Here is a 17,878-nt window from a genome sequence, read left to right as displayed (position 1 = left end):
CCTTACTTAAATTATAGCTAAAATAACACCTGATGGATAAAATCAGTCAACATAATCGTTTTCTTAAAGGTTCTTATTGTTGGTATTCCTTAGCACCAGCAATAATTAATTTGTAAACTCGTTCACTGATAATACCTTGTTCGAATTTTGCTTTCGCATCCCAAGTCATAAGTTGGCCTTTTTGGCGAACTAATTTACGGGTAGCCGAAGTAACATCATTGGGATCACTTTCAAGTAAAATATCGCGGACTTCTTCGTCAAATACGAGATACTCCCGTAATGCTACCCTTTTTTCATCTACGGTAGGGACAAGTTTTTGCCAAATACACAGTCTAATGGTTTCTAGAATATCAATAGTTCTTCCTAATCGCTCTTCACCAGAAAATGAAGTCACCAACCGACGCATGGTCTCGGCAACCCCCGAAGTGTGTAAGGTAGTATAGACAGGGTGTCCAGTAAGTGCTGCTTCTAATGCGGCACTGATTGTTTCTGCATCACGACACTCACCAACCATGATTAAACGAGGTTTGCGCCGCAAAGCATTTCGTACTCCATCAGCAAAGCTTGGTAAATGCCGAGGAATTTCTGATTGGCTTACCACAGCCGAAATGGTCTCAATTTCATCATAGACAAATTCGATGGGTGATTCATAGGTGAGTACTTTACGGTTGGAGTCTTCTGTTTCGATCAACTCACGGATAATAGAGGCCAATAATGTTGATTTCCCAGAACCGGTTGCTCCGGTAATAAATACGATGCCTTCTTGAGGGGCGATTGCCTGAAGTATATTATCGGGCAGATTCATGGTTTCAAGCCGCGGGGGAGTTGTGGGGATGGTTCTTAAAGTAATTTGGATTGCATCATGTCCTTCTACAAGACACGCGGTTCCATTTACCCGATAACGGTAACGAACGCCCCGATTAGGACGAAATTCATAGTGGGTATCGATATCCTTACCCGAAAGAAGCTGAGTTGTGGCGTTGGGCCCATATATCGCATTAATTAAATCACCCAGTTCGGTATTTGATAAACGACGATTAGTGATTCGTAATAATTTTCCATAAACCTCTGCATAAATAGGTTCGCCAGTTTGGATTGTTATGTCCGAAGCATTGAGACGCTCAGTGTGTTCCAACATTTTATCCATGAAAAGTGGAGTAAAACGCGTGGGTTCATCGGACATTAAATAAACATTATTATTCATACTTCGTATCAGTGGATTCTATTGTTATCGTTAATTGGAGCTATTGTAGGCTGCCAAGATTTATCAGTTATTATAATTTTAGAACGATTTGCCAATTTTTCCATGTTTTTGAATTGCTCTAAAGCATTTTCATCTTTAGAAACCGCTGCCCGCCATTGGTCACTGTTTACATTTAGAGCAGGTAAGGCAGTAATTCTCAATACGCGATCATCGATATGGATTTCGGAGGCATCCCCTGTAATTCCCAAATCAGTATGAGAGACATAAGGAGGAGTTACCATATTCATTGCTAATAATTTTCTATAAAGGATCATTCCACCAAAATCTTCTTTAATTCGCGCAATATTTTCTTCGAGAATGGTATTTGCTTGATCAATACCATTTTTCCAACCTTTGGCCGTGTAGATACACCATATTTTTTTCTCTACTTTGGTTTTAGGCAATAAGGTGTAGTGTGGATATTCTGGTTTAACATAATCGAGCCATAAATATTGGCGCCAAGTTGGTGGAGTGGTAACAAAGTGGGCCTGTTTTGCAACTCGATAAGTACGGTCCGAAATGCGAATGGTTTGCGAATCCGCAAGATTGAGCGTATTTCTACCTTCCAAGAGTACAGGGGGTAGAATATTGTGTTCCAGAATCAGGGAATTGAAATCATAAATGGCATCGAGTCTTCGCGATTGTCTGATCAAGTGCTCATCAATAACTTTTGCTCGCCAGGCTAAACCTGCTTGTGCGCCAAGGCTTAGAGCTGTTTCTTTTAAAGCCATTTGGCGAATTTTACCGTTCTGTTTTTTATTCCTTTGCTTAACATTTACATTTGCCATAGCTTGTATTCCTGCTAAAGAGCCAGTATCACCCATATATTTTGAGGAGTGGCATGCAAGCAACGAAGCAGTTAATACAACAACTATTAAGCTAGGAATAAATTTTGGCATAGCGTAATTCAACAACCTGACTGTTAGGATAAACATGAATATAAGCTTTTCTACCCGCTTGATAATCTATATCACGCAGGATTTCAGCTAAACTTTGATCTTTAATATTAAGACTAATTAAAACAGGAATTGAAGGTGCTTTTCCTAATACACGTAGTCGGAAATGAGCTGATTTAGCAATACGGGCAGTTAACTCTTCAATTGGACCTGACCAATCCACACTTGCTCTGGCTTGTAAGTTGTATGCATTAGGTATCGTGAGCGTATTGTCTTTATGTGGTGGTAAAATTTCTTTTTCGACACGCGCCATTTCATGCATGGAATCACTTACAGATACCGCTGCTTCTGCTAATTTAATTGTAGCATCGTCGCTAGGATTGTTAACTGGTGGTTTTTTGAAGAGTACTCCACCATGTTTACAACCCACAAGCAGGATTGAGGCAATAAATAGCATGAGAAGCTTATTGTTCATTCAATCTTCTTTAATGTCTGGAAATATTCGTTTGATTGAAACAGGAGCTAAGCTCCTTGTCAAGCCTATAAATGAGGAATTATATGAATTTAAACGGAAATAATTTTGCAAAATTTTCGTCCCTTATCTCATCGTAGCCTAGACGCAGCGAAGCTAAATTCGTCATTCGTGTCTCGAATGCGCTAGATTTTATTCGTCGCACGCAGATCACAAATTAATTTAGTTTTTCAAATAAAGCATAAACTACTTGTCCTGCTTTTTTGAGTTTTATTTGACGCCACTGCGTTTCATCCAAGTCAATAACTGTAGGAGATTCCAAGTAAACAAGACCTCCACGTTTAAGGACATTACTTCTTGTTATATAGGAAATACATTGAGGTAGGAGATTGTGAGCAAAAGGAGGATCCAGAAAAATGATATCAAACTCTTCTTGGTGGCCCTGAAGATATTGAAGTGCATCTGTTCTCAATGATTTGAGTTTTGGACTGTTAAACTCAGTGATTACTTTCTGTAAATTGGTATACGCTTTGGGCGATTGCTCAAGAAAAACTACTCGTGCTGCTCCTCTAGAAAATGCCTCAAAACCTAAGGCACCACTTCCTGCAAACGGATCGAGACAGCGAGCATCTCGGATGTCATGCATGAGCCAATTAAATAAAGTCTCGCGAACCCGATCTGGAGTGGGACGGAGTCCTTTTACATCTGGAACATGTAATTTTTTTCCTCGATATAATCCGCCGATAATACGAATGATTTGTTTCACGATTTACCCACGGTAAGTAATAGTAATTTATCTGGATTAACTTGTTGTTGAAATGCCTGTTTTATTTGCTCTTTAGTCACTGCATTAATACGGGCAGTGTATGTATCGAGAAAATCTTCGGGTAAATGATAAAAAGCAATCCGTAATAAAATATTTGCAATGCTGCGATTACCCGATAAAGAAAGGGGAAAACTGCCAGTGAGATATTGTTTTGCAGCATTGAGTTCTTCATCCGTGGGACCTTTATTAATATAAGTTCGCAACACGTTTTGAATGATCTCTAAGGCATTTTGAGTTTGATTATTTTTTGTTGATAAACTGATGAGGAAGGGACCTTTTCCGGACATGGGAACAAATTGACTATCAATACCGTAGGTCAGGCCTCTTTTTTCTCTAACTTCAATAGCAAGTTGAGACACTAATGCACCACCACCTAAAATATAATTTCCTACGATAAGAGGAAAGTAATTGGGTGCATGATGATCAATCCCTATCTGGCCAAGGCGGATCACAGTTTGAGTAGAAGGAAATGGAATCTTTACTGTATCGGCGTGGGTTAATTGAGTGGCTGGGGGAATAGGGGGAGCAGAATGTCCTTCAGGAAGTTCTTGAGTCAGTTGATCGGCAAGTTGATGGGCTGTTTCACTATTAATTGCGCCTACCATTACTAAAATAGCGTTTTTTGCAACATAATAACGTTTATTAAATTCAATTACTTGACTCATGTTAATGGCATTAACTGTCTCTGCAGTACCATTGACAGGATGCGCATAGGGGTGTTGCTGATATAAGGTTTGGAAAAAATGAAGATTAGCTATTTCTTCAGGGGATTCTTGGCGTTGTTCAATGGTCATCAATAATTGTTTTTTTTCTCTTGCAAACGCTTCATCTGGAAAATCTGGATGGTTAATAATTTGTGCAAAAGTGGTCGCTGCTTTGGGCAACGCTTCTGGATCAACGAGTGTTCTGAGACTAAATATCACCATATCTCGGTTGATCTCTGCTTTGTATTGAGCTCCCACATCGGCCAGGGACTCAGCAATTTGGTTTGCATCTTGACCCGCATTGCCCTGGTTCATTACGCGACTGGTTAAGGCACTTAAGCCAAATTGGTTTTCATCGTATGCTGAACCTGCCGCGAAAGCGAGGCTGATATCAAGCATGGGCACTTCCATAGCAGGATAAAACACGACCTGAACGCCGTTTTTGGTAAGCCATTTTTCCGTTTTGAACGTGCTTGCTGTCGTTGTGTGTGACAGTCCGATCATCAATGCCATAATACATGCGCTAAAAATTCTCATGATGCTGCCCTTTGTGGTTGAGGTTCTAATATTGCTGTCGTCATGTTTTTTTCTTGAAAGTAATGCTGGGCGGTTTCCTGAACTTGTTGTGGGGTAATTGCATTGATCGCTTTAGTATAATCGTTTGCCTTTTGCCACCCGATCCCAATGGTTTCTAAGAGACCCAATTCGGAGGCCTGGCCAAAAATTGAATCCTTTTCAAAAGTTTTCTGGGCAATGATTTGATGTTTGATGCGTTGCAATTCTACCTCGTTCACCGGATTTTTTTTCAAATCATCCAATTCCTTAAGAAGCCCATTTTGCAAATCCGTTAAAGTATGATTTTGACTGGGAGAACCATATACAATAAATTGGGTTTGATATCTCGTGTATGGATTATAATAGGTATCCGCACCTGTGGCGATATGCGTTCCACGAATCAAATTTTTGGAAAAACGAGCGCTTTCACCGGCATCTAAAATTCCAGCAATGACTTCCAAAGCATAGGGCTCGTATTCTTTTTTAGCAGTTTTTACACTGGGAACGGAGTAACCCATCATGAGCAACGGTAATTTGGCTGCGCCTTGAATATGAACAATCTTTTGACCTAAGGCGGGTGGTTCATTTTGCAATTTACGCTCAGGAATGGGATGTTTGGGTATAGCACCAAAATAATGTTCTGCCAAAGTCCGAACTTGCTCTGGGTTAACATCTCCTGCAACCACTAAGGTTGCATTATTAGGCGCATAATATTTTTTATACCATTCTCGCAAATCTTCAACGGACATATGCTGTAGATCACTCATCCAGCCAATAACCGGATGGTGGTAGGGAGCACTAAGATGCGCCGTTGCCAGAAAGCGCTCAAAAGCCAGTGCTTGTGGATTATCATCTGTTCGAAGACGTCGCTCTTCCTGGATTACTTTAATTTCTTTGCCGAATTCATTTGTATCTAGAAGCAAATGATTCATGCGGTCGGCTTCCAGCTCAAAACTGGTAGCAAGTTTTGAAGCATCTATTTTTTCGAAAAAAGCTGTGTAGTCATTATTGGTAAAAGCATTTGCTTGGCCACCAATTGCCGCTATAATTTTGGAAAATACCCCTAAAGGAAATTTTGGGGTTCCTTTAAACATCATGTGTTCCATCGCATGCGAGACCCCTGTAATACCACCGGGTTCATCCGCCGATCCTACGTTATACCAAATCATGGAAACAGCGATCGGCGCTCGATGATCTTCTTTTACCAATATTTTTAATCCATTATTCAATGTAAACTCTTGAACTTGGCTAAAGGTCTGGCAAGATAGTACCATGAGTAAAGTAAATAGTATTTTGCGCACAACTTAACCTCAAAGTAAAAAAGATGATAGAATTTCATATTTTTCAGGATTTGTACACTATATGATTAAATGGTTCAAACGCAGTCATGATTCTACCTCCGCGGAGGCCGATCCACAAAAGCCTGCTGACTCGTTGTCTCCAGCTCCTGTAGAAGTAACAGAACAGGAACAAGAGCCTATAAAGGAAGGTATTTTTGCACGTTTCAGAAAAGGATTAAGTAAAACTCGTCACCAGCTTGGTGACGGGATTGGCCGCTTGTTGTTAGGTAAAAAGGAAATTAGCCAAGACTTATTAGATGAGCTAGAGACTCTTTTAGTTAGTGCTGATCTGGGAGTAGAGACAACTCAAACTGTATTAAAACAGTTGACCGATAGTTTAGCTCGTAAACAGTTATCTGATGGAAATGCTGTTTATGAAGCCCTTAAATCTCATTTGCAAGCGATATTAACCCAAAATAATCAGCCCTTAACTGTAGAAACTGCCGACCATTCTCCTTTTGTTCTCTTAATGGTAGGGGTAAACGGTGCAGGTAAAACCACTACCATAGGAAAACTGGCTAAGCAATTTCAGCAGCAAGGTAAAAAAGTTATGTTGGCAGCCGGTGATACTTTTAGAGCGGCTGCAGTGGAGCAATTGCATGTTTGGGGAGAGCGAAATGATATCCCGGTAATTGCTCAACATACTGGAGCGGATAGTGCTTCGGTAATTTTTGATGCCCTGCAAGCCGCAAAAGCACGTAAAATAGATGTCTTAATCGCCGATACTGCAGGCCGGTTGCACACTCAAAGTAATCTGATGGAGGAATTAAAAAAAGTAAAACGTGTATTGCAGAAATTATGTCCTGAGGCTCCTCATGAAACAATGTTGATATTGGATGCAAGTATAGGGCAGAATGCTTTAGTGCAAGCACGACAATTTCATGAAGCAATTGGATTGAGCGGAATTACCATGACTAAATTAGATGGTACAGCTAAAGGCGGTATTTTGTTTGCTATTGCTAATGAACTTAGATTACCCTTTCGTTACATAGGGATTGGTGAAGGGATAGAGGATTTACGCCCCTTTGATGCAGAGCAATTTGTTGGTGCACTATTTAATGATCACATTTGACCAAGTGACTAAACGCTATCCTGGTGGTTTCGAAGCGTTAAGCCAGGTGAATTTTTCCTTGCAGAAAGGAGAGATGGCTTTCCTTACTGGGCATTCAGGGGCGGGGAAAAGTACCCTGCTTAAATTGATTGCTCTTTTGGAATGGCCCACTTCCGGTCAATTAACAGTAAATGGTTTGCGTTTGAACCAATTAAAAAAACGTGACGTTGCAGCACATCGCAGTCAATTGGGCATCACTTTTCAATCACCCTATTTACTAAATGATCGCACTGTATTTGATAATGTAGCTTTACCTTTACAAATTCAAGGCATGGCTTATCCCATGATTGCCAAAAGAGTCCATGCAGCTCTGGATATGGTTGGTCTATTAAGCAAGGAAAAAATGCTTCCTATCCATTTATCAGGTGGTGAACAGCAACGCGTAGGAATTGCACGCGCCGTGGTACATAAACCTGCCTTGTTATTGGCTGATGAACCTACCGGAAATCTTGACCCCAAACTTTCAACCGAGATCATGGCTATTTTTGAGCAATTTAATCAAGTGGGTGTTAGCATCCTTATTGCCACCCATGATTTGCCATTAATTGCAGGAATGAAACACCGTATTGTCATGCTTAAAGGGGGACGAATGTGTTAGGACGAGCACAATCAATCCTGGCCTACCATCTGCAGGCAGCGATACAGAGTTTAAATTCATTATGTCGTAAACCCTTGGCCACCATGATGACCTCCATCGTGATTGCCATTGCCTTGGCCTTACCCGCTCTTTTTTGGGTGTTTTCGGATAACGTGTCTCAACTAACCGCAAGTTGGCAGCGTGGCGGGCACATCTCTCTTTATTTAAAGCCAGGATTATCCGATTCAGAACAACAAGTGGTCTTGGAAAAAGTACGTAAAACTGATGGTGTAGCTCAAGTTTCCTTAAAAACCTCCTCTGAGGGTTTGTCTGAATTAATTCAGCAAGAAGGGATGCAGGATATTATGCGTTATCTTCCGGAAAATCCTCTACCCGCAGTGGTGGATGTGGTTCCGGCTTTAATCATTGATTCACCAGCAAAATTAGATTTACTGGCACGTCAATTACAGACCATAACTCAAGTAGACAATGCCAAAGTGGATATGGAGTGGATAAGTCGCTTGCATGCTCTTTTAGGTTTTGCGGCCAAGTTTGCCAATGCATTATTGGCTTTATTGGCAATGGCAGTTATTATGATTGTAGGCACTACACTGCGCTTGGCCCTTCATAGTCGACAAGAAGAAATTCAGGTTTTGAAGTTAATTGGAGCAAAAGATCCTTTTATTCTCAGGCCCTTTTTATATTCAGGGATTTGGTACGGTGCTTTAGGTGCTATTTTTTCGGTCTTTATGGTTAATATTTTTATTTTCAGCTTGGGAGCTGCGGTGAACCAGTTGGCCGTTGCTTATCAAATGCACTATCCATTAACAGGGCTGTCAATTCGCCAGATCTTGCTACTTGTTTTATTTGCAATTATACTAGGATGGATGGGGGCACGTTTATCGGTAAAACGACAATTGGCTTCCATTGAACCACAATTATGAGTTTGTTCTTTTATCGTGTTTTTACAGAGAAATTTTTAAAGGAAGAAGCATGAGTCAGTATTTGCAACTTGCCGAAATGAATTTACCTGTGGGCAGTCTTGATTCGTACATTCACAGGGTCAATCAAATTCCTATGTTATCCTTAGAGGAAGAAATCGCTTACGCTGAGCGTTTTCATACTGAAGGAGATCTTGAGGCTGCACGCCAATTGGTTCTTGCGCATTTACGTTATGTGGTCCGAGTTGCCCGTGGTTATTTAGGATATGGATTACCTCTAAACGATTTAATTCAGGAAGGTAATATTGGTTTGATGAAGGCGGTAAAACGCTTCGATCCAAAGATGGGCGTACGGCTTGTTTCTTTTGCAGTGCATTGGATAAAAGCAGAAATCCATGAGTTTGTTTTACGCAACTGGCGTATTGTTAAAATTGCAACAACCAAAGCGCAGCGTAAATTATTTTTTAATCTTCGCCAAATGAAAAATCGTTTAGGCTGGATGAGCAATGAAGAGGTGAATGCTGTCGCAAATGATCTGGGTGTAAGCCGCGAAGACGTGTTAGTTATGGAACAACGCCTGAACGCGATGGATACACCTTATGATGCTCCTGACGCCGATGAGCAGGATGAGTTTTATACAGCTCCAGAGCGTTACTTATTTAATGCGAATGACGACCCCTCTGTGTTATTGGAAAAGGAAAATGCTGGGGATCACGGGCGTGAACAACTCATGTTTGCCCTGGATCAGTTAGATGAGCGTAGCCAGGATATTTTACAGCAACGTTGGTTAGCTGAAGAAAAGCTAACATTACACGACTTAGCTAAAAAATACGGCGTATCCGCTGAGCGGGTCCGACAGCTTGAAAAAAATGCCATGAAAAAGCTGCGACAATATATAGAAAGCGCATAACTTCTCAATTCTTAGAGCACCCTCATTGCATGCAGAATCGTCCTATATATCCTGAATACATGCCATATTTGTAGCCTGAGTGAAGCAAAGCGAAACTCAGGTTTTATCATAGATTTCTTGATTTTCGCTACGATTTACCACATCTACGTTATCCAAAAAATCACACACCAATGGCCCCACTCGTTCATCCAATAAAACACTTACATGGTTCGCGTCAGGAAGTAAGCAAAGCCTAGAATTTGGATATTTTTTACAAAACTCGATAGATTCTTTTGTGCTAATTGTATTATCTAACTCTCCATGAATGCATAGAAAAGAGATATCAGGAGATTGAGCTATGAAATGGTGTAAGCGTATTAATTTAATATCAAATTGGGCTTGTTGCTTCATAACCTGACGTAACTGTAGATAACCATGACCGCTTAGTTTAAATTTTTTTGCCATCCGGTTAACAGGGCTGCGCATCTGCGTGGGTGATGCAATTAAAATTGCGCGCTCTGGTTTATGCTCTAATTGCCATTCAGGAAGTTGACCTGCTACATTGAGCGTGTTGAGTAGCATTGAGCCACCAAAAGAATGTCCAATAACGGCATAAAAAGGCCCATGTTGATTAATGGTGTCTTTCAGAATAGCAACCGCATCTGTCCACGGTAGTTGTAACCCCTTTGCCTCTCCATGTGCGGGAAAATCAAGTGCATATACTTCATAACCTTGCTGATGGAGCGCCTGGATTATGCGTGCCATATAGGCGGCACGGGATATCCATCCGTGAGTAATCAGTATTTTTTTCCCTTTTGAGTTCTTTTGGGGTACAAAACGATGCAACACATGGTGCCGAGGAAATTCCTGGTGAATTACTTCAGTACGTCTTCCCTCGATAAACTCACAAGCCAGTTTGGCAAAATCTCGGTACTCCTTTTCCAAAGGAAAAAAAATAGGAGTAATAAAGGCTTGATAACACAATTGGGCATGTAAAATATCTCGTACACGGATTAATGATGAAGTGATCATAATTATATCCCCTTAAGAGTTTACTTTAATTGTAGCACCAAAAATAAAACATTTTGTCAACAGAATAGTTTAGTTTTTTGCTTTTGGCGGGTTGCTGGCTGTGAACTTTTTTACATTAAGAAAGAAAGGAGGGAAAATGGTAAATGCTGTTATGGAGACTCAATAGAACTTAATGTATTTCATCACTTTATCTCTTTAGCTCAATTTTATAAACTAGAGCTTTTAAACGTTAATTCGGGTTTATTTCGGGAGCTTGAGATGCATACTTCAAATTATATTTATCATGATGATGGACAGGAGCTCCATGGATTTGTTGCTTATGACAATTCTTCGGAAGGCCCACGTCCTGCTGTGCTCGTTGTCCATGATTGGTCTGGTCGCAATGAATTTGCGTGCGACAAGGCAAAATTATTAGCCAAGATGGGTTATGTGGGTTTCGCTGTAGATATGTATGGGCAGGGAAAACTGGGTTCCACTACAGAAGAGAAACAGGCGTTAATGACCCCTTTAGTTTCTGATCAGGCTCTATTACGACGTCGTGTTCAAGCTGGATTGACTGCTGTTTGCTCTATGTCTGAGGTTGATAGTAAGAAAGTTGCAATTATTGGTTTTTGTTTTGGAGGAATGTGTGCTCTTGAGTTGGCTAGATCTGGAGCAGCTGTCAAAGGTGTAGTTAGTTTTCATGGTTTGCTGCACAAACCTGGAACTATAAAATCTGAACCGATCAAAGCTAAAATTCTAGCGTTACATGGTTATGACGATCCTATGGTTAAACCCGATACAGTTCATGTATTTTGCAAAGAAATGACAGATGCGCATGTAGATTGGCAAATGCATATGTATGGACATGTGCAACATGCGTTTACTAACCCCTTGGCACATGATACCCAATTAGGAACGATTTACAATTCAGTTGCTGCGCAACGTTCATGGCAAGCAATGAGCAATTTCTTGCAAGAGGTTTTGGGAAAATAATTTACTCTAAACGAAATAGAGGAGCCGGGGAAGCAATATAAACCCCGGAGTGCCACTTAAATTATTTTGCTTCACTTCTTTCGAATGTTTTAGAGAGTTATGGAATAAATCATTAAAACTCGTAGCGAGGGGCTCGATTATTGAACAATAAAGAATTATAATGCCGAAAAAATAATCTTGCTTCTGTTTTCTGTGTTTTTTCCATAAGTCTTTTACTCTAGAGTTAAATATAATATATTGAGTGATTTAAGTTCTTACTCGCTTTTTTATTAAAAGTAGACGACAAAACAAATCAAGTTGTGGAAAATTTACCAATTATTAGGAGCCTATCCCAATTTGAGTTTCTCATCCGGTCATAACACTATGAAATTGCATCACTTCTTTGAGCAATCTGTTGATAATTGTTCAGACAATATTGCTTTGATTTGCGATAATTCATTTATTTCCTATCAGGAGTTAGAACATCGCGCTAATCAATTGGCCCATTATCTCCACGAAAATACAATCTCCAAGGGTAGCATTGTAGGCATTCTATTAGAGCGATCGATAGAATGCTATATTGCTATATTGGCGACATTAAAAACGGGTGCAGCTTATGTACCTATTGAAGTAGATTATCCCAACGAACGAATTAACTATATTTTTTCTGATCTACCCTTTGATGCAGTTTTAACTTCCTCGTTACAATTAGCCCAGAAAAATTTGGAATGGCCAACTTATTATGCAATAGATCAATTGGCCGAAGAAATTTCTCGATACCCAACAAAGCGATTAATTCTTCAAGAAGATTTAACGGCTAATGACTTGTGTTACATCATTTATACTTCAGGTTCAACTGGAAAACCTAAAGGAGTTGAAATTACTCAGCGTAGTATTTGTCACTATGTTGAAGTTGCGAGCAAACTATATGATATAAAGAGTAATGATAAGGTATATCAAGGTTTTTCTTTGGCATTTGATGCTTCTTTGGAAGAATTTTGGATGGCTTTTGCCAATGGTGCCACCCTGGTTGCTTGTACTGCTAAAGAAGTTCGCTCAGGCTTAGGTCTCGTTTCCTTCTTACAACAACATCGAGTTAGTGTTTTTTCAACCGTCCCTACGTTATTGTCTACTCTAGAAGGACAATTACCTGATCTCCGCATACTTATTTTAGGCGGAGAGTCTTGCCCCTCCAGTTTGGTGAAGCGTTGGAGTAGAGAAGGGCTGCGGATAATTAATACTTACGGTCCCACGGAAGCAACCATTATTGCTACTTATGCAGAATGTAACCCTAAGGAAGAGGTTACCATTGGTAAACCCTTGCCCGGTTATGAAGTTCTCATTGTTGATGAACAATTACGAGAAGTAGCTGAAGGAGAAGAAGGCGAGTTGTGTATTGCTGGAGTTGCTTTGGCTCGTGGTTATGTCAATCGCCCCGAAGATACTGCAAAGAAATTTGTTTTTAATCCGTTAAATCACAAACAGCGCTTATATCGAACAGGGGATTTAGTTTCAAGAGCTCCTAATGGTGATCTTCTCTTCGCTGGACGAATAGACGATCAAATCAAGTTGCGTGGATTTCGTATTGAATTAAACGAAATTGAAACAGTAATCATGCAATATACTGGCATAAAACAAGCCGTGGTTTCTTTGCAAACCCTTGAGCAACCGACACTTGTAGCTTATTTAATCCTTGATATTAAAAATGCCTTTGATGTAAATGAATTTAAATCATTTTTGAGGTCGCGCTTACCTGATTATATGCTTCCATCGCTAATTGAAATTTTGGAAACGTTTCCAGTTTTAGCCAGCGGTAAAGTGAATCGCAAAGAGCTTCCTAAACCCGTGCAAAAATCAGAGAGAGTTTATATAGCACCTGAGTCTGAGCTTGCAAAAGAAATCGCTCGCGCCTGGGAAAACGTATTTGATTGTAAAAATATTTCAATAAGTGCAGACTTTTTCTATGATTTGGGTGGACATTCCTTACATGCAGCAAAGGTCATATCTAATTTACGCAAAATACCGGTGTTAAAAAATATTTCCATTCTGGATTTATATAAAAATCCAACAATTCAACTATTAGAACAGAAGTTTAATGATCCTTGCCTTAATCCACAAACCGATGAGCAACAAGCACCCAAGAAAAAATACAAAGTGCCACAATGGAAATATTATTTATGCGGTGTAGGTCAATTTTTTGGGTGTTTATTGCAATATGCAGTGGGAACCTTACAACTATTGGCTGTTATTTTATGTTACAGCTGGGTTAGCTCTGAATATTCAATTATATCTAGAGAATTACAGCTCGCCTTCCTAGGCTTGTTTTTGTCCATGCCAATCATTTCGTTATTTATTACGATTGGTTTGAAGTGGATTTTACTGGGACGCATTAAACCTGGCGAATATCCACTTTGGGGATGGTTCTATTATCGTTGGTGGTTAGTGCAAAGGCTGCAAAAGAATTTATTTTTAGCTAAGTTTTTAGTGGGTTCGCCCTTGGCTGGTATTTATTATCGCTTACTAGGAGCTAAAATAGGTAAAAATTGTTATCTAGGGTCGATGCAGATCTCTGCTCATGATTTGTTAACCATAGGGGATAACACTTCGATTGGTGCGGACAGTAGACTTAATGGTTATATCATTGAGGATGGTTGGTTAAAAATAGGTTCCATCAGTATAGGCAATAATTGTTATATTGGTTCACGTGCAGTAGTTGGGTTAAATGCACAACTTGAAGATTATGCTGTTTTAGATGAAATGTCCATGCTGCCTGATCAAGGCTTAATTCCTCAAGGATCTTATTTTGCAGGATCCCCAGCAGTGCCAGGTACTATTCCCGCAGATCACATTACTCGGAAGAAAGTTGCGATTGAAGAATCTACCCTGTTGGAAAATACCCTTTTTGGTATTTTGCATTACTTAGGCGTTGTTTTTGTCATGGGGGTTTATTATTTATGCTTAATTCCCTCAATCTCATTGATTAGCTATTACTACGATCAGAGTCATTATTTCACCACAATGTTTTTTGCCATACCTTTAGGGGCGATCTTATTTTTAGGGCTATATTATTTATGCATTGTACTCTGTAAAAAAATCATTTTAGATAAGATAAAACCCGGCAATTATCCTTTAAAGAGCTTTTATTACTTCCGTCATTGGTTGATAGTGAAATTATTGGATGGGGATGAAATCTCGATTATGGCAGATACCTTGTTTATGCCTGCTTTTTTAAGATTACTCGGAGCAAAATTAGGTAAGGGCGTAGAAATGGGGGAAACCCCTCATATTATTCCTGATCTAGTCACTATAGATGAAGGTGGTTTCACCGCCAGTTCTGTCGCTCTAGCTTGGCCAGGTGTTTATAATGGTTTTATTTCTTTTGCCCCGGTTTCTATTGGACGTAGAGGCTTTGTAGGAAATGTTAGTTTATTATCGGCGGGCAAATCCATTGGCGAGGGTGCTCTATTAGGATGTTTGTCGGTGACCCCATCTGACGGCAGGGCATCAGAACCTCATTCTGCTTGGCTTGGTTCACCTGCTGTGTTTTTACCGAAGCGCGAGCTTTTTGTTGGCTTTTCTGATAAAGAGACCTTTTATCCCTCCAAAAAACTCTATTTCATGCGCCTATTTATTGAGTTGATACGTGTTATTTTACCCTCGACATTTTCATTAATAGCATTATTTAATATGTTGTATGTCTTGGATTACATGTTAAGTGAATACTCCTGGCTTGTGACCGCATTGGTTCTCCCACCCGTAGAAATGTTTATTACGGTTTGTCTTGTTGGAGTATTGGTTGGCTTAAAATGGATAATGTTAGGTAAATTAAAACCTTTAACCAAGCCTATATGGGATCCTTTTATTTGGAAGAATGATGTGATCGAATATTCGTACAACTATTATACGAATCCGCATTGGACCAATAAAGTTTTAGGCACTCCTTTTGCACTTTGGGTGCATCGTTGTTTAGGAACTAAAGCGGGGAAGAGGGTTTTCACAGACAGTGCTGAATTTTCTGAATTTGATCTGATTACTATTGGTGATGATGTATGTATTAATGCAGAGACAATAATTCAAACTCATCTCTACGAGGATAGAATATTTAAAGTTTCGAATGTTACTATTGGCTCTGGGTGTAATGTGGGTGTTGGTTCAATTGTTCTCTATAACACCTTGATGGAGAATAATTCTTCTTTGGGTAGTCTCTCTTTATTAATGAAGGGTGAACGTTTACCTGAAAATACCCATTGGGCTGGTATTCCTGCCCAATCCACTGCACTTGGTAGGTCATACCCACAAGTGGCTCAGCAACGTGCTCCTGAAGAAAGCCCAGAAGTGCTTCCGGAATTATTATAATAATCAGCCTGGGTTTCGCTTCGCTTTACCCAGGCGTTTATGATAGGCCTTACCTTAATAAATAATTATCAATCAAGCGTATGTTGTCGATTCGTACGGCAGCAAAACGTCGATCGTGATGTTCTTCCACATACTCTACCATAATCCCTTTTTGAGTTAGCTTTTCGATGATTTGCTCACATGTGAGCTCTTTGTACTGAAATATTTTGGCAAACTCTTCAGCTAGAGCTTTTTGATCTTGATTGAGACGGTTATTTCGTGAACTGTAAGCCAATCCACTCGGTTCACGGATCGTCGGACATGCTTTAATTTCAATATCCATAAAAAAAGCATGAACCATACCTTGAATCAATAAGTATTGTTGGTAATCTTTTTCACCGAAATAGGCCCGATGAGGTTTAGTCAAGTTCAAAAGTTTCATAACTACCGTTAATACCCCATTAAAATGTCCCGGTCTATGGGTCCCTTCCATGAGTTGACAAAGTTGGTGTTCACTCACTTGATAGTTGTATTCATCCGCATACATTGAGTGTTCATTGGGAAGAATGCAAAAATCGACACCCGTATCTTCCATAATTTTAAGATCCGCTTCTAATGTTCGAGGGTAATTTTTAAAGTCCTCGGTTTGATTAAATTGGGTAGGATTTACAAATAAACTGGAAACAGTGTAGTGATTCTCTCTTCGACTGGCTAAAAACAAAGATGCATGACCTGCATGCAAATTACCCATAGTTGGGGCAAAGCCTAGAGTGGATTGAGCGGATAAAGTCCTACGAAAACTTATCCATTCTTTTAGATCGTGAAAAATTTTCATGAGTTACTCCTGAATAGGGTTACCATCTGAATAGGACCTGAATGAAGTGACGAATAAGGGTTTGCCATAGCTTTATCCAGATCCTATTCCTACAGTTTCATAGATGAGTCAGAACAATTCTTATTGATAAAAATTTAGGAAGAATTATTCTGCTCAATTTCAAATTAAAATGAATGTTCCGCTGTTGGAAAACTAACTTGTTGAACCTGTTGGGCGTAAGCATTTAATGCAGTCAATAGAATTTCTTTACCCTGAAGGTATCGTTTGACAAACTTAGGATTGAACTCTGTTTGTAAACCAAGCATATCATGCCAGACAAGCACTTGGCCGTCAGTATGAGAACCTGCTCCAATACCAATAGTAGGTATAGTTATTGAATTAGTTATTGTCAGCGCGAGCTGTTGGGGAACACATTCGATGACTAGGGCAAAGCATCCAGCCGTCTCTAACTGACGAGCTTGCTCAATAAGTTGTTCTGCTTGCTCTTTGTTTTTTCCCTGCACTTTATAACCCCCTAATTGATGAATGGATTGAGGGGTTAAACCGATATGTCCTATAACGGGCACACCCGCCTTCACAAGATAAGAAATCGTTTGACAGGTATCTGCATCCGCTCCTTCAATTTTCACGGCCTGCGCACCTGCCTGTAATAAGCTTTTTACATTGTTTACAGTGTGACTCAGAGAACCTTTATGGCATAAAAAGGGCAAATCACTAATTAAAAATTGTTGTTTCAGCCCCCGTGCTACAGCTTGGGTATGAAGTATCATCATCTCCATGGTCGCAGTAACGGTTGTTTCATGGCCATGAACTGCCATAGCTACAGAATCTCCGACGAGTACACAATCTATATTTGATTCAGCTACAATGCAGGCAGAAGGATAATCATAACAAGTGATCACTGAAATTTTTTGGTGTTCTTCTTTTTTACGTTTGAAATCATGAATTTTCATGCTTTTCTCCTCAATAAAAAAGAGTAAGCATTATAGTGGAACGCGAAACACATTATAGGTACCTGTCGCATGGATCAAGTCCTCCAAAAAAAATTAAATATGAAGTCGCTGCCAAGAGGTCAGCGCATTATGAGTCTTTAGAGCTGCTCATAAGGTTATCATATTTGAAATTCGGATAGTTGAGAAGTGGGGATAGGCACATTATCCTTTGGGTG

At 39.8% G+C, this 17,878-nt stretch carries 15 protein-coding genes; 6 read left to right on the top strand and 9 right to left on the bottom strand.

Annotated features, from left to right (window positions below):
- Positions 1–73 precede the first annotated feature (73 nt).
- The 6 genes from dotB to ACWTE2_RS30155 all read right to left on the bottom strand — a co-directional run bounded on the left by dotB (position 74) and on the right by ACWTE2_RS30155 (position 5,970).
- Positions 74–1,204: a Dot/Icm type IV secretion system ATPase DotB gene (gene dotB, locus ACWTE2_RS30180; protein ID WP_454785655.1), complete on the bottom strand. Its 1,131-nt coding sequence runs from the start codon at positions 1,202–1,204 to the stop codon at positions 74–76.
- An 8-nt stretch (positions 1,205–1,212) separates the two neighbouring features.
- On the bottom strand, positions 1,213–2,142 hold the full coding sequence (locus tag ACWTE2_RS30175) for a type IV secretion system DotC family protein (RefSeq protein WP_182392411.1): 930 nt from the start codon (positions 2,140–2,142) through the stop codon (positions 1,213–1,215).
- Positions 2,123–2,614 carry a type IVB secretion system lipoprotein DotD gene (gene dotD, locus ACWTE2_RS30170; RefSeq protein ID WP_182392412.1) on the bottom strand — a complete coding sequence of 164 codons (492 nt, stop codon included), beginning with the start codon at positions 2,612–2,614 and terminating at the stop codon, positions 2,123–2,125. Before dotD ends, ACWTE2_RS30175 begins: the two co-directional genes overlap by 20 nt.
- Before the next feature lie 214 nt (positions 2,615–2,828).
- Complete coding sequence (rsmD, locus tag ACWTE2_RS30165) at positions 2,829–3,377, bottom strand: 16S rRNA (guanine(966)-N(2))-methyltransferase RsmD (protein WP_454785654.1); 549 nt, start codon at positions 3,375–3,377, stop codon at positions 2,829–2,831.
- A complete protein-coding gene (locus ACWTE2_RS30160; RefSeq protein ID WP_454785653.1) occupies positions 3,374–4,678 on the bottom strand; it encodes a M16 family metallopeptidase in 1,305 nt (434 codons plus the stop codon). The genes rsmD and ACWTE2_RS30160 overlap by 4 nt, the downstream gene beginning before the upstream one ends.
- Entirely contained in the window at positions 4,675–5,970 is a 1,296-nt protein-coding gene (locus ACWTE2_RS30155; RefSeq protein ID WP_454785697.1) for a M16 family metallopeptidase, read from the bottom strand. The genes ACWTE2_RS30160 and ACWTE2_RS30155 overlap by 4 nt, the downstream gene beginning before the upstream one ends.
- Positions 5,971–6,058: 88 nt before the next feature.
- Between ACWTE2_RS30155 and ftsY the strand changes: the two genes are divergently transcribed.
- The 4 genes from ftsY to rpoH are packed head-to-tail and all read left to right on the top strand — an operon-like array spanning position 6,059 to position 9,575.
- Complete coding sequence (ftsY, locus tag ACWTE2_RS30150) at positions 6,059–7,108, top strand: signal recognition particle-docking protein FtsY (RefSeq protein WP_182392416.1); 1,050 nt, start codon at positions 6,059–6,061, stop codon at positions 7,106–7,108.
- Positions 7,095–7,745, top strand: coding sequence for a cell division ATP-binding protein FtsE (gene ftsE / locus ACWTE2_RS30145; protein ID WP_182392417.1), 651 nt, complete (start codon positions 7,095–7,097; stop codon positions 7,743–7,745). The genes ftsY and ftsE overlap by 14 nt, the downstream gene beginning before the upstream one ends.
- Entirely contained in the window at positions 7,739–8,668 is a 930-nt protein-coding gene (gene ftsX / locus ACWTE2_RS30140; RefSeq protein WP_454785652.1) for a permease-like cell division protein FtsX, read from the top strand. Before ftsE ends, ftsX begins: the two co-directional genes overlap by 7 nt.
- Before the next feature lie 49 nt (positions 8,669–8,717).
- Positions 8,718–9,575 (top strand): RNA polymerase sigma factor RpoH, encoded by an 858-nt coding sequence (gene rpoH / locus ACWTE2_RS30135; RefSeq protein ID WP_182392419.1) that lies wholly within the window; start codon positions 8,718–8,720, stop codon positions 9,573–9,575.
- Between the two features lie 96 nt (positions 9,576–9,671).
- Here rpoH and ACWTE2_RS30130 read toward each other — a convergent pair whose 3' ends face one another.
- Positions 9,672–10,586: an alpha/beta hydrolase gene (locus tag ACWTE2_RS30130; protein WP_454785651.1), complete on the bottom strand. Its 915-nt coding sequence runs from the start codon at positions 10,584–10,586 to the stop codon at positions 9,672–9,674.
- Between the two features lie 258 nt (positions 10,587–10,844).
- On the opposite strand from ACWTE2_RS30130, the gene ACWTE2_RS30125 reads away from it, so the two are divergent.
- Positions 10,845–11,561: a dienelactone hydrolase family protein gene (locus ACWTE2_RS30125; protein WP_454785650.1), complete on the top strand. Its 717-nt coding sequence runs from the start codon at positions 10,845–10,847 to the stop codon at positions 11,559–11,561.
- Between the two features lie 363 nt (positions 11,562–11,924).
- Positions 11,925–15,896, top strand: coding sequence for a Pls/PosA family non-ribosomal peptide synthetase (locus tag ACWTE2_RS30120; protein ID WP_454785649.1), 3,972 nt, complete (start codon positions 11,925–11,927; stop codon positions 15,894–15,896).
- A 49-nt stretch (positions 15,897–15,945) separates the two neighbouring features.
- On the opposite strand, the gene panC is transcribed toward ACWTE2_RS30120, so the two are convergent.
- Together panC and panB are read right to left on the bottom strand one after the other, a co-directional pair.
- Entirely contained in the window at positions 15,946–16,710 is a 765-nt protein-coding gene (gene panC / locus ACWTE2_RS30115) for a pantoate--beta-alanine ligase (protein ID WP_454785648.1), read from the bottom strand.
- A gap of 164 nt (positions 16,711–16,874) precedes the next feature.
- A complete protein-coding gene (gene panB / locus ACWTE2_RS30110) occupies positions 16,875–17,663 on the bottom strand; it encodes a 3-methyl-2-oxobutanoate hydroxymethyltransferase (protein WP_454785647.1) in 789 nt (262 codons plus the stop codon).
- Between the last annotated feature and the right edge of the window lie 215 nt (positions 17,664–17,878).

Source organism: Legionella nigrisilvae (assembly GCF_977063395.2).
This window is presented reverse-complemented; position numbering and strand designations above follow the sequence as displayed.

Coding starts and splice junctions, on each gene's coding strand:
- dotB (WP_454785655.1), bottom strand. CDS start 1,204: ATGAATAATAATGTTTATTTAATGTCCGATGAACCCACGCGTTTTACT.
- ACWTE2_RS30175 (WP_182392411.1), bottom strand. CDS start 2,142: ATGCCAAAATTTATTCCTAGCTTAATAGTTGTTGTATTAACTGCTTCG.
- dotD (WP_182392412.1), bottom strand. CDS start 2,614: ATGAACAATAAGCTTCTCATGCTATTTATTGCCTCAATCCTGCTTGTG.
- ACWTE2_RS30160 (WP_454785653.1), bottom strand. CDS start 4,678: ATGAGAATTTTTAGCGCATGTATTATGGCATTGATGATCGGACTGTCA.
- ACWTE2_RS30155 (WP_454785697.1), bottom strand. CDS start 5,970: ATGGTACTATCTTGCCAGACCTTTAGCCAAGTTCAAGAGTTTACATTG.
- ftsY (WP_182392416.1), top strand. CDS start 6,059: ATGATTAAATGGTTCAAACGCAGTCATGATTCTACCTCCGCGGAGGCC.
- ftsE (WP_182392417.1), top strand. CDS start 7,095: ATGATCACATTTGACCAAGTGACTAAACGCTATCCTGGTGGTTTCGAA.
- rpoH (WP_182392419.1), top strand. CDS start 8,718: ATGAGTCAGTATTTGCAACTTGCCGAAATGAATTTACCTGTGGGCAGT.
- ACWTE2_RS30130 (WP_454785651.1), bottom strand. CDS start 10,586: ATGATCACTTCATCATTAATCCGTGTACGAGATATTTTACATGCCCAA.
- ACWTE2_RS30125 (WP_454785650.1), top strand. CDS start 10,845: ATGCATACTTCAAATTATATTTATCATGATGATGGACAGGAGCTCCAT.
- ACWTE2_RS30120 (WP_454785649.1), top strand. CDS start 11,925: ATGAAATTGCATCACTTCTTTGAGCAATCTGTTGATAATTGTTCAGAC.
- panC (WP_454785648.1), bottom strand. CDS start 16,710: ATGAAAATTTTTCACGATCTAAAAGAATGGATAAGTTTTCGTAGGACT.
- panB (WP_454785647.1), bottom strand. CDS start 17,663: ATGAAAATTCATGATTTCAAACGTAAAAAAGAAGAACACCAAAAAATT.